The sequence below is a fragment of the Serratia montpellierensis genome (assembly GCF_020858655.1).
GTDB lineage: Bacteria > Pseudomonadota > Gammaproteobacteria > Enterobacterales > Enterobacteriaceae > Serratia > Serratia montpellierensis.
Genome location: NZ_VOSN01000005.1, coordinates 1 through 12,440, shown reverse-complemented (window position 1 = coordinate 12,440; position 12,440 = coordinate 1). Strand labels below are relative to the sequence as shown.

7 protein-coding genes, 2 other RNA genes and 2 pseudogenes are annotated in these 12,440 nt (G+C 54.6%); 3 read left to right on the top strand and 8 right to left on the bottom strand.

Annotated elements, in window-relative coordinates; translation table 11 throughout:
- The first annotated feature begins 236 nt into the window (after window positions 1–236).
- Together FUU19_RS05410 and FUU19_RS05405 are read left to right on the top strand one after the other, a co-directional pair.
- Window positions 237–773, top strand: a complete 537-nt coding sequence (locus FUU19_RS05410; protein ID WP_185742304.1) for a glycine zipper 2TM domain-containing protein — start codon at window positions 237–239, stop codon at window positions 771–773.
- A 265-nt stretch (window positions 774–1,038) separates the two neighbouring features.
- The gene (locus FUU19_RS05405; RefSeq protein WP_141969508.1) at window positions 1,039–1,518 is read left to right on the top strand and encodes an RrF2 family transcriptional regulator; all 480 of its coding nucleotides are present in this window, start codon (window positions 1,039–1,041) and stop codon (window positions 1,516–1,518) included.
- Window positions 1,519–1,582: 64 nt separating this feature from the next.
- Here FUU19_RS05405 and sdeB read toward each other — a convergent pair whose 3' ends face one another.
- Both sdeB and sdeA read right to left on the bottom strand, forming a co-directional pair.
- Window positions 1,583–4,726 (bottom strand): multidrug efflux RND transporter permease subunit SdeB, encoded by a 3,144-nt coding sequence (gene sdeB, locus FUU19_RS05400; RefSeq protein ID WP_230507088.1) that lies wholly within the window; start codon window positions 4,724–4,726, stop codon window positions 1,583–1,585.
- 24 nt (window positions 4,727–4,750) lie between these two features.
- The gene (gene sdeA, locus FUU19_RS05395; protein WP_202669326.1) at window positions 4,751–5,938 is read right to left on the bottom strand and encodes a multidrug efflux RND transporter periplasmic adaptor subunit SdeA; all 1,188 of its coding nucleotides are present in this window, start codon (window positions 5,936–5,938) and stop codon (window positions 4,751–4,753) included.
- 299 nt (window positions 5,939–6,237) lie between these two features.
- On the opposite strand from sdeA, the gene FUU19_RS05390 reads away from it, so the two are divergent.
- A complete protein-coding gene (locus FUU19_RS05390; RefSeq protein ID WP_033642706.1) occupies window positions 6,238–6,594 on the top strand; it encodes a helix-turn-helix domain-containing protein in 357 nt (118 codons plus the stop codon).
- A 68-nt stretch (window positions 6,595–6,662) separates the two neighbouring features.
- Here the strand turns inward: FUU19_RS05390 and FUU19_RS05385 are convergent, their stop codons facing one another.
- The 6 genes and pseudogenes from FUU19_RS05385 to FUU19_RS24750 all read right to left on the bottom strand — a co-directional run.
- Window positions 6,663–7,358, bottom strand: coding sequence for a hypothetical protein (locus tag FUU19_RS05385; protein ID WP_197832718.1), 696 nt, complete (start codon window positions 7,356–7,358; stop codon window positions 6,663–6,665).
- Between the two features lie 146 nt (window positions 7,359–7,504).
- Window positions 7,505–7,624, bottom strand: a non-coding RNA gene (locus FUU19_RS05380) — RtT sRNA.
- A gap of 46 nt (window positions 7,625–7,670) precedes the next feature.
- A non-coding RNA gene (locus FUU19_RS05375) (RtT sRNA) lies at window positions 7,671–7,790 on the bottom strand.
- A gap of 549 nt (window positions 7,791–8,339) precedes the next feature.
- On the bottom strand, window positions 8,340–9,728 hold the full coding sequence (locus FUU19_RS05370; protein ID WP_230490335.1) for a hypothetical protein: 1,389 nt from the start codon (window positions 9,726–9,728) through the stop codon (window positions 8,340–8,342).
- Window positions 9,729–10,874: 1,146 nt separating this feature from the next.
- Window positions 10,875–11,970: pseudogene (locus tag FUU19_RS05365) on the bottom strand (IS3 family transposase).
- 62 nt (window positions 11,971–12,032) lie between these two features.
- Window positions 12,033–12,155, bottom strand: a pseudogene (locus FUU19_RS24750) (integrase); the annotation flags it as partial.
- Window positions 12,156–12,440: the final 285 nt, after the last annotated feature.

The window sequence follows — 12,440 nt, the reverse complement described above, 5'->3', positions numbered from 1 at the left end:
ATTCTTAAGATTCCTCCTAAACAGCGGCGAAACGACCGTTTTCCCGCATTTTTGGTCCCCTTGTCTTATTGCGGGTCCTCAGATCATTGTGCAGACTTTACCTCGTTTACAGACGGCGCGTCGCGCACGCCGTAAACCGGGATACCGCAAGCCGCCCATGCGCAAAATAATAAGCGCGGTGCAGCCGGTCACAGACCCCGGACAAAATGCGTGGTAACACTTTCAGGAGGTTTCCTGTGAACAAGTCAATGTTAGCCGGTGTTGGGATTGGTATCGCTGCCGCTCTGGGGATTGCCGCGGTAGCCAGCCTGGACGTCTTTTCTGCCGGTCCGCAGTACGCGCAGGTGCTCGCCGCAACGCCGATTAAAGAAACCGTCAAAACGCCGCGTCAGGAATGCCGCAACGTCACCGTTACGCACCGTGCACCGGTGCAGGATGAAAACCGTATCGCCGGTTCTGTGCTGGGCGCAGTGGCGGGCGGTGTGATCGGCCACCAGTTTGGCGGCGGTCGTGGGCGCGACGTGGCGACCGTGGTCGGCGCGCTGGGCGGCGGCTATGCCGGTAACCAGGTGCAAGGGGCGATGCAGAACAACGACGTCAGCACCAGCGTTCAGCAGCGTTGCAAAACGGTCTATGACAAGTCTCAGAAAATGCTGGGTTATGACGTGACCTACAAGATCGGCAATCAGCAGGGCAAGATCCGCATGGATCACGATCCGGGCACGCAAATCCCGTTGGATAAAAACGGCCAACTGGTGCTGAACAGAGCCTGATCGCCACATTCGAATTAAGCCCGCGGGCAGTGTTAGTTCTGATCGTTTAACCCGGTTAAGCGAGCGGCGTTAACATTAACGCGGGTTTCTGTTTTTTGTCCGCCGGAGAATTCTGCGATCGTTCTAATGTCTGCGTGCGATATCACTGGGCAAAACTTCAAAAAAGCCCCCGCGTTTGTTATATTATTGTGCAATTAAGCGGTGTGTTCGGCGCCAATCGCCACACCGGCCAAACCCGAGTATTTCGTCTCGCAGAGATAACGACATGTTAGATTTTCGCTTTCCGACAGCGTTGCAAATGGTCCTTAGCGTCGCCGTAGCTGAGAAGCAGGGCATGCGTTCGACAAGTGCCACCCTCGCCGCCGCTCTGGAAGCCAACCCCAGCTTTATCCGCAAACTGATGGTCCCGCTGACCAAAGACGGCATCATCGTTTCCACCCTGGGCCGAAACGGCTCTATCCACCTTGGCCGCCCGGCGGAAGAGATTACTCTGCGCGATATCTATCTGGCGGTGATCGACGACAAGCGCATCTGGGCCTCGCGCCCTGAAGTGCCGGCCCGCTGCCTGGTGAGCGCCAACGCCTGCTGGTATTTCAAATCGGTGGTGAACGAGGCCGAGCAGGCTTCGCTTGCTGTGCTGGCGCGCCACACCGTAGCCGATTCGCTGGCCGAACTGGAGCGGGGCGACAAGCGCGCCTGTGCGGAGTACGCCGCCGAGCAAGAGGCCGAAACCGCCGGTAAATAATACCGGATGGAATGCATAAAAAAGGTCGGGCAATGCCCGACCTTTTTGCATGTTAAGGCGATGATTACGCCGTCTGCGGCTGTGCCTTGCGTGCCACCAGGCGGCGCAGGGTGACGTAGAACACCGGCGTCAGGAACAGCCCGAACAGCGTGACCCCCAGCATGCCGGAGAACACCGTGATGCCGGTGACGCCGCGCACTTCGGCGCCGGCGCCGTGACCGAGGATCAGCGGGATGGTGCCGGCGATGAAGGCGATGGAGGTCATCACGATCGGGCGCAATCGCAGGCGACAGGCTTCCAGTGCCGCCTCGACGATGCCTTTGCCCTGCATTTCCAGCTCGCGGGCGAACTCGACGATCAGGATGGCGTTTTTGCAGGCCAGCCCCATCAGAACGACCAGCCCGACCTGCACGAACACGTTATTGTCGCCGCCGGTCAACCACACGCCGAACAGCGCCGACAGCATGGTCATCGGTACGATCAGGATCACCGCCAGCGGCAGCGTCCAGCTTTCATACAGCGCCGCCAGCGCGAGGAACGCCAGCAGCACCGCCACCGGGAACACCACCAGCGCGGCGTTGCCCTGGGTCGATTGTTGGTAGCTCAGATCGGTCCACTGGATGTTCATGCCGTTCGGCAACAGCTTGCCGGCCATCTGCGTCAGCGCGCCCATCGCCTGGGTAGAGGAGAGCACGCGCGGATCGGCGTCGCCGATCAGGTCCGCCGCCGGGAAGCCGTTATAGCGGATCACCGGATCCGGTCCGTAGGTGGTGCCGATGCTGACCATGCTGCCGATCGGCACCATTTCACCTTTGTCGTTGCGGGTGCGCAGATTGGCGATGTCCTCCACGCTGTCGCGGAACTGGCCGTCGGCCTGCGCCATCACCTTCCAGGTGCGGCCATAGCGGTTGAAGTCGTTGATGTAAGACGAACCGAGGTAGGTTTGCAGCGTGCTGAACAGCGCATTGAGCGGCACGCCCTGCGCCTTGGCCTTGTCGCGATCGATTTTGGCGTCCAACTGCGGCACGTTGGCCTGATACGAGGAGATCGGGAAGCCCATGCCCGGCGTTTGCATAATGGCGCCGGACATCGTGTTAATAGCCGTCTGCAGTGCGCCGTAACCCAGCCCGCCGCGATCCTGCACGTACAGCGAATAGCCGGAGCCCTGGCCGATGCCGAGGATTGGCGGCGGCATGATCGAGAAGGCGAAGCCTTCCTGGATCGTTGAAATGCGCGCGTTGATCTCGGCGTTGATCTGCGCCGCAGTGCGGGTACGGGTGCTCAAGGGCTCCAGCGCGAAGAACACCGTGCCGGTATTCGGCGTATTGGTGAACTGCAGCGCATTCAGGCCGGGGAAGGCCACCGCATCGGTGACGCCGTCCACGCTCAGGCCGATGGCGCTCATCTTGCGGATCACCGCATCGGTGCGCTCCAGCGAGGCGCCTTCCGGCATTTTCACGCCGCCGATCAGGTACAACTTGTCCTGCGTCGGGATAAAGCCGCCGGGCACGGTCTTGAACATTACCCCGGCGGCGGCCAGCAGCAGCAGGTAAACCACGAATACCGCGCCGCGTCGGCCCAGCACGCGGGATACCCCGTGCTGATAACGCTGCGAACCGCTGGCGAAGAAGCGGTTGAACGGCCGGAACAGCCAGCCGAACAGCCGGTCGATCAGGCGCGACGGCATATCTTTCGGCGCGCCGTGCGGTTTCAGCAAGCGTGCCGCCAGCGCCGGCGACAGGGTCAGCGAGTTGATGGCAGAAATCACCGTCGAGATGGCGATGGTGACGGCGAACTGCTTGTAGAACTGGCCGGTAACGCCGGAGAGGAACGCCATCGGCACGAACACCGCGCACACGCACCAGGCGATGGCGATGATCGGACCGGAGACCTCGCGCATCGCCTGGTGCGCCGCCGCCAGCGGCGACAGCCCCTCTTCGATATTGCGCTCGACGTTTTCCACCACCACGATGGCGTCATCCACCACGATACCGATCGCCAATACCAGCCCGAACAGGCTGAGTGTGTTGAGCGAGAAGCCGAGCAGATACAGCGCGGCGAAGGTGCCGACTATGGAGATCGGGACCGCCAACAGCGGAATGATCGAGGCGCGCCAGGTCTGCAGGAACAGAATGACCACCAGCACCACCAGGATCACCGCTTCCAGCAGGGTATCCACCACCGCGCGGATCGAATCGCGCACGAACACCGTCGGATCGTACGGCGCTTTCCAGCTCATGCCGTCCGGGAAGCGGGTTGCCAGCTCGGCCATCTTGCCGCGCACCGCGTCCGACAGCTCGATGGCGTTGGCCCCCGGCGACTGGAAGATGCCGATACCGACCGCATCCTTGTTATTGAGCTGGGCACGCAGCGCGTAGCTGCCGGAGCCCATTTCGATGCGTGCCACGTCGCGCAGCCGCACAATCTCGCCGTTGTCGCCGCTCTTGAGGATGATGTTGCCGAACTCTTCTTCGGTTTGCAGGCGCCCCTGGGCGTTGATCGACAGCAGATAGTCGCTGCGCGTCGGCATCGGCTCCGCGCCGAGCTGGCCGGCGGAGACCTGCACGTTTTGCTCCTGCATGGCGCTCACCACGTCGGAGGCGGTCAGGCCACGCGCGGCGACCTTGTTCGGATCGAGCCAGATGCGCATCGCATACTCACCGGCGCCGAAGATCTGCACCTGGCCGACGCCCGGCAGGCGGGCCAACTCGTCCTTGACCTTCAGGGTGGCGTAGTTGCGCAGGTACAGTGAATCGTACTTGCCGGAAGGCGACACCAGATGCACCACCAGCGTCAGCGCCGGAGACTGTTTCTGGGTGGTGATGCCCTGGCGTGGCACGTCCTCCGGCAGGCGCGCTTCGGCCTGTGCCACGCGGTTTTGCACCTGCACCTGCGCCTGATCGGGATCGGTGCCGGGGTGGAAGGTGACGGTGGTCACCAGCACGCCGTCGGAACCGGCGACCGATTTCATGTACATCATGTTTTCGACGCCGTTGATCGCTTCTTCCAGCGGTGTGGCCACCGTTTCAGCGATCTCTTTCGGGTTGGCGCCCGGGTATTCGGCGCGCACCTGCACGCTAGGCGGCACCACGTCCGGGTACTCGCTGATCGGCAGCAGCGGAATGGCGATCGCCCCGGCGACAAAAATCAGTATCGACAGCACCGCGGCAAAGATCGGCCGGTCGATGAAAAAACGGGAAAAGTCCATGGGTCAGAAGTCTCGGCTGGGAGCTTAGTTAAGTGCGGAAGCGGTGGTGGTCATCGCGACGCTTTTCGCGTCGACCGGCATGCCCGGCATAAACACTTTCTGCATGCCGTCGACGATCACCCGATCGCCGTTTGCCAACCCTTTCTGCACGATGCGCATTCCTTCGGCCATGCGGCCCACGTCGATGTCGCGGCGCTGCGCCTTGCCGTCTTTATCGACGATGTAAACGAACTTGCGGTTCTGGTCGGTCATCACCGCTTTATCGTCGATCAGCATGGCGTTGAACTCGGCGCTGCCGGGCATCTGTACCCGGGCGAACAGCCCTGGCGTGAAGCGGCGCTCGCGGTTGTCGAGCAGGGCGCGCATGCGGATGGTGCCGGTCCCGGCGTTCAGCTGGTTATCGGTGAAATCCACCAGACCCTGATGCGGGGTGCCCTCTTCGCCCACCAGGCCGACCTTCACCGGCAGGCGCGCGTCGTGCCGGCCCTGCTGCTGATAGCGCAGGAAGGTGGCTTCATCCACGTCGAAATAGACGTAGACCTTGTCGAGCGACACCAGCGTCGTCAGCACGCTGGCGCTGTCGCCGGCGGTGACCAGGTTGCCGGCGGTGATCATCGCACGGCTGGCGCGTCCGTCAATCGGCGCGGTAACGCGGGTAAAGTCGAGATTCAGCTGCGCCATGTCGAGCTGGGCCTGCGCCGCCAGCACGTTGCTTTGCGCCTGTGCGGCGGACGAACGACGCTGTTCCCACACCTCTTGCGAGATGGCCTGAGTGCCGATCAGCTTCTCGGTGCGCGAAGATTCGCTGCGCGCCAGGGCGGCCTGATTGCGCGCTCGCACCAGCTCGGCCTGCGCCTGTTCGCGCGCGGCGCGGTAGGTGCGATCGTCGATGGTGAACAGCACCTGGCCTTTCTTCACCTCGTCGCCTTCGGTGTAGTTGACCCGCTCGATGTAGCCGGAGACCCGTGGGCGCAGTTGCACGCTTTGCACCGCTTCGACCCGGCCGTTGAAGGCATCCCACTGGCTGATCGGCTTGACCACTACGCTGGCGGCGCTGACCACCGGCGGCGGTGGCGGGGCGTTGTGCGCGACGCTGTTGTCGCACCCGGCGAGCAGGGCGGCCAGCAGCGCCACCCCGGAGAGCCGCTGACCCAGAGCGACGGCGCGCGTGCGGCCGCCGGCGTTGAACGATGAGTTTGGTTGATTTGCCATTGTTTTTATTCCGATAAGTAAGCGCTGTCTGGCCCCATACCCAGCCCTGTTTTCCGGGCTTTCCCTTCATGTGTGCCTGCGTTCGGCGGAAGGGGCGCTGTGCCTTGTTATGGCGCAACGTTAGGTTTTGAAACATATTGGTGTCACATTAATGTATCAATATCGGTTACATTAATTGGGTGGAGTATAGAGGCGGCTTTCTGGTAAATGCAATAATAAAAATTGCATTTAAAGCGAAACTGTTGCAACGTATGTGCATCGGGCAGAGGGGGACCCTGCCGAATGATGGGAGCATCAGCATGAACACGACGGGTTTCATTACCGATTTAAAGACGTGGATCGACAACAATCTGGAAGAAAAACTGGATATCAACACCGTGGCGGACCGCGCGGGCTACTCCAAATGGCACCTGCAGCGCATGTTCAAGCGCCAGACTGGCTATGCGCTGGGGGAGTATATCCGCATGCAAAAATTGAAGGTGTCGGCGGAGCGTTTGGCCAACAGCGGCGAACCGATTGTCAGCGTGGCGATCTCGCTCGGCTTCGATTCACAGCAGTCGTTCAACCGCAGCTTCAAGCGCCAGTTCGGCCAAACGCCGGGTGACTGGCGCCGTGCCTTGGCGCAGCCGACGGCGGTGAGATGCACGCATCACTGAACGGTTGGGCAGTGGGAATAAAAAGCCTGAATTTGCGTTCGGGCTTTTTTGTCTTTACCTGTGGGGATTCAAAAGTTGTCGCAACTGCCTGACTTCGCCACCGTGTCGCTGTCGCGGCAGAATATACGAATCGCCTCGTTGAGAGAGTTTGAACGTGAAGGCGTCCAGTAGTTCTCAATGACCAGGTAGCGAACGGTGTGCTGACGGGAGTGGAGACCCAGGACGTTAAATACGCTTTCAATAGCGGCAAGTACAGGGTTTGACGAGTCGATTTCATAGCGAATATCGACGATGGCTGCCTCCGGTGCCATCCAGGTGCGGTTGGAAAGCGGCGGCACGCGAAACTTGAATGAGGAGTTCGCGGATAAGCGCTGGCCATCAAGCTCTTTAAATTCTGCGGCGGGAACATAACTCTGGTTACCGCCCGGCAAGGTGATCTGCCCTTTTTCGTCGCGGGTGGCATACACATCCTCGGTGACTTTGTAGATCACTTGCTGGACGTCGGGGGGAATGATGCGGAAGGATTTTACGGTACGATCCGAAGGCGTGTCATTTGTCAGTTGGAACTCATAGGCCCTTCCGACGGATTGAACGAAAGCTAATGAAACGCTGCCCGCAAAGTACTGATAGGCGGCGCCCAATATGGCCACGAGAATCCCCGAACCTACCAAAAATGCCGATACTTTCGCCAAACGGTTATTCGATTTTTCTTTAACGGGGCCTGTCTTTGGCCGCGGGGCATTGCTTTTCTTCTTACGCGCCACGTTTCTCCCTTGCATTACGCATTGGCCTACCTATATGAGGGTATTATGATCGACAGCTTATGCCGCTGTCGAGGGGGCGCTCTCTGGCCGGTGCGTTATGCAAACAAAAAAGCCTGAACTTTCGCTCAGGCTTTCTCGTTAGAATATGGCGGTGAGGGAGGGATAGATTCGCTGCGCTCACCCTGCGGGCCGCCGTTGGCGGTCCAAAACGCAGGCGTTTTGTCGAACCCTGTCGAGGGTTCTCACCCTCCCGGTCGGTGCGCTATGCAAACAAAAAAGCCTGAACGCGAGTTCAGGCTTCTTCGTAGAATATGGCGGTGAGGGAGGGATAGATTCGCTGCGCTCACCCTGCGGGCCGCCGTTGGCGGTCCAAAACGCAGGCGTTTTGTCGAACCCTGTCGAGGGTTCTCACCCTCCCGGTCGGTGCGTTATGCAAACAAAAAAGCCTGAACTTTCGCTCAGGCTTTTTTGTTAGAATATGGCGGTGAGGGGGAGATTTTAACCCTCAGGGTTTTACGATAAAATATTTATAATCAATAAATTATAGTTATAGCAGTAGGAAAGAATGTCACAATTATGTGACACTTTCAATTGGCTCAGGTTTAGGTAACCTCTACAACTTACCCATACTTTCTATTGACTTAATCCTATCGAAGGAATTTCAAGATGCATCTCCTTTTGCGTAACGCCCAATTAAGACGTGATCCACGGGACTTTACCTCTTTAAGTAAAAAGTAGAGATTAATTTTTGAGTTAAAATAGTGCTGCTCTGAAATTAAGCATCAAAAATAAAGTCTTTTTATTTGCCTATCCAATTATAAATTGAAACAGTTTCCTTTTCGAATGTATTCATATTTCTCCTTCATGCATCACGTCCACAATAGGGTCAAAATGGGCTAGAGCAAATTTTCGGTAAAGTTAGCAAAACGAACCGCAAGTTGGCGGCACCTAGTATTTTCCATTACTTGTGATTGTTATAACTCATTGCCTCGATAAGAAACCCGCTAACTGCGCATGCCGCCTTAAGGTTACTTTTATTTGCTCTTTGATAGTAGATGGCATTGTGTTTTCAGAGGCATACACTTTCAATTCGATAATCTTTTGGGGCTTTGTGTCACTTTCAGTGACCACGAGAACATCTGCCCGGACTGTAGAATACTGTGTGGTTATGTCAGTCTCATGAGTTGCGTTTAAGCCACATTCTCTTAGTATTTTTGCAATTCTTCTGCCTAACTGAGTCGGTTGATTCGTTATAGTTTCATACCACTCCCGTGCTTCTTCTGAGCGTTGCGACTCTCGCTCTCGCACAGGGTTGTAGTCATAATTTTGCCAGTTATCCGACACTACATGGAAGAGGTGTGTATTGGTAAATCGCGTAAGATACGTATTCGCGAGCGTCTTAGTATCATCCCCTAAGTCCAAACAAAGCCGATGCAAATCAGCGACCCTAAATGGAATAATTCTAAAGTCAAAATATAACCTTGTTCGATTGAACTCATGCAGAGGAAGCGTCCTGCGGTCATCTGCGTTTAGTTCTGCATACCAGACATCCCAATTTAGACGATACCCCTCTCGAGGTCTCGAAAATTGTAGCACTCGCTGATTTCTAAGCGAGTCTGCAACTGGCCAAAACAATAAAACCTGATATTCTGAAATGTTCTGTAAGCTTTCCAGGCTTTCTCCAAGCCTGTTACCAACTATCTCGATACACTCCCCTATAGTGGAGGCATCATGACTCATTTCAACAAGATCATCTCTAATTATGCCAAAGTCGGACAACGGATTCTCTGAGTTGTGAAACGTAAATGTTTCCTCAATTATTTTTGCCCATTCCGATTTCTCTGGCCCAACCAAATTAAAATCTTTTGACAATAATATTCTTTTGTTTCTCGTTGTCGCAGAAACAAGCATATCTCTGAAATCTACGCTTGTTGTTAACCAAATAAATATTGCCGGAATTCTTCTAAGGTCCCCCCTATCAATAAGGCTAATTTTTTCTACGAATTGGGATGGGATCTGTTCACGACCATGAACGTTTTCCTCATACTGATCGATTACAAAGACTAATGTCTTATCGCTGTTTCGAGTATGAAGTCCAACTATTTTTTCCTTTAATCTTTCTATAGATTCTATTTCTTCTCGATTAAGAAGTTGGCATATGACATCAGGCATGTGTGTTGAAAGCTCTCTGGAAGCTGAGCTTTTGCCTGAACCACTTTCACCAAAAATAGGCAAAAAACGGATGCCACCAGATATAGTCATTGCCTTTTTTGCCTGCACGATCAAAGAAATAAGACTTCTATTTGGAGACAGGCGTCCTCTGTACGCTTCGCTCAGATCTTCATAGCGAGAAGGTAGATTTATGTTCATATACTTCCTTTTGATTTATAACGCTTTGCTCACCGGGAAATTAGGAGCGCAGCAAGTAATTTTCCGAGTGCGGCAACTTGTTTTACATGTTTTGCGAATTGATCGCGGCCAATTAAAATCGGCGGGCTTAATGACTAAAACTGCCACTTTGGCAGTCGTTGGCGGTCTGTTTTATATGCGCCCATTAATTCACTTAGGGAAGGTGAGAATTAGTACCGTGTATGCCAAGGCGAAATTATTTTTCCGTTTAATATCAATTGATTAGCATAGTTTTTGTGCTAAGTGACTTATTAGCACCTTTCCTAGCAGTGGTACTGCATAGCTTGTGTTGCAAGCGCGGCAGCTAGCACCCCGCTGGATTTGGTCTGCGGATGTTATTTCATAATGAATTGCCAAAAATTCGTTCAGAACCTTCATCTTATTCCCCTTACTTAGGTAGCTTTGGAAAGATTCACGTTCAGCGTATTCCGCATGTACGGCCCTGAGAGCGGTAAGGCGACAGGCTGGCTCTTGCCGGGTTTCCTCTTGCACTCGTGCTAATAAGGCTATAACGGCGTCAAACCTGCCCCAATGAGTTCCAGAGACGGCTCATGTGGTTCATAATTATCCCGTCCGGCTTGTTGTAGCTCTACTCCGTATTAGGATGGCTACCGCACCCGACTGCACTGTCAGGGATCAGTATCGTCGCAGTCATTTGGCCACTGCTTCATGATTTTTTCAGTTATACCATGGCGTTACTACCATGAATATAAGCCATATCACTATTCAAACGAATATTGTCAATATATTGATTCTGCTCCACTGCTAGGAATGGGGCGAGCGGTCTGATATCCTTAAACAAGGATATTGGGGCCTATGTGGTTAATCTGCCATTGAGTATTCAGTGGCAATAAGAAAATCAGCCACAACGACCATTAGGTTGTGCAGCGTCAATGCCGATATACCTGCTGGACTCTCGACGTAACGGTGATCGTTATAGTGTGTGATCGGTTGCTGTGGCTAGATACTGGTTACGCTAGTCAAATCCCTCTTCATCAACCCCAGAACCTTGCTATGACAGTGTTTGAAGGTGGTTAAGAACCATTGCCGCAAAGCGTTGTAAGCGTTTGAGGTGCCCTGACCTGCCCCCAGTATTAGATACAACTGTCAGTTAGTAATGTCGGTTTGTTTACCTTCACATTTTCCATTCCGCCACCGTGCTGCAAACTCTGATGGCGTCTGATAATTTAGTGCTGAATGTGGACGACACACGTTATAATCCTGCCGCCAGTCATTAATGATTTTCCTGGCGTGAACGATATCTTTGAGCAAATGCTCATTCAGACATTCATCGCTAAATCGTCCGTTGAAGCTCTCAATAAATCCGTTCTGCGCTGGCTCGCCCGGCTGGATTAAGCGCAACTCAACATCATGCTCAAAGGCTCATTGATCCAGTGCGCGGCAGGTGAACTCTGGTCCCTGGTCAATTCTTATCGTAGCCGGATAACCTCGAAACAGTGCAATGCTATTCAGAATACGCGTGACTTGAACGCCTGAAATCCCGAATGCGATGGTAATTGTCAGACACTCCTTCGTGAAGTCTTCCACACAGAGCAGGCACTTGATCCTGCGACCGATGGTCAGCACGCCCATGACGAAATCCATCGACTAGGTCAGGTTGGGCGCCGCCGGTCGGAGCAGCGGCAGACATTCTGTTGCCAGTCCTTTACGACGTCGTCTGCGTTTTGCGCCAAGTCCGCTGAGATGATAAAGGCGGTACACGCGCTTGTGATTAATATGAAAACCTTCACAGCGCAGTAACTGTCAGATGCGGACGTCTGCGCTCCAGTGCCGCCCCGATAAATGTGCGTCAGCCACCGGACGCTGAGCCTCATAGCGACAGGTCGACAGGGACAAACCTGTAAGTCTGCAGGCACGGCGTTGCGACAGACCGGTCGCATCACACATAAATTCAACGGCTTCCGCTTCTGGCCTGTCGTCAGTACTTTCGTCTCAGAGCCACCTGAAGTGCCTCCTTATCCAGCATGGCTTCGGCAAGCAGCTTCTTGAGTCTGACGTTCTCTTCCTCAAGCGACTTCAGGCTCTTAGCCTCGGGAACCTCCATACCGCCATACTTCTCACGCCAGGTGTAAAAGGTGGCATCGGAAATGGCGTGGTTGCGGCAGAGTTCACGGGCAGAAACCCCGGTTTCAGCCTCGCGGAGGATACTGATGATCTGTTCGTCGGAAAAACGCTTCTTCATGAGGATGTCCTCATGTGGCTCATGAAGATGTTACTAGTGTATTAATCAACGGGGAGCAGGTCAGCAGTATTCGACAGTTGTCCTTCACGAGGGGTAGGGAACACAAAGTTATTGTTCTTAAAGCGGGGTAAATTCTTTAGCAGAGGAACAGCAGCATTAGACAGAGGAGTCCGGTGCTTTTTACTATCGAGAAATAACTTATCCAGACTTTTCTAAGGTATTTCAGGTGGGGGAGTTGGGGGGGAGACAGAATCTATAGCAACTTCCCCATAGCGCAACAAAAGGCCCAAAAACAAACCTTTACCATGAAAATAACTTAAAAAACAATATATTAATATGAATGAGGTCCGTTTGCGCGAGCTTCTTTATGCGGAAAAAACAATACTACGTTGTAACTGATTGATTATGTGGCAAATATGGCGGTTTTGGAGGGGTGGATCCGCTGCGCTCACCCTGCGGGCCGCCGTTGG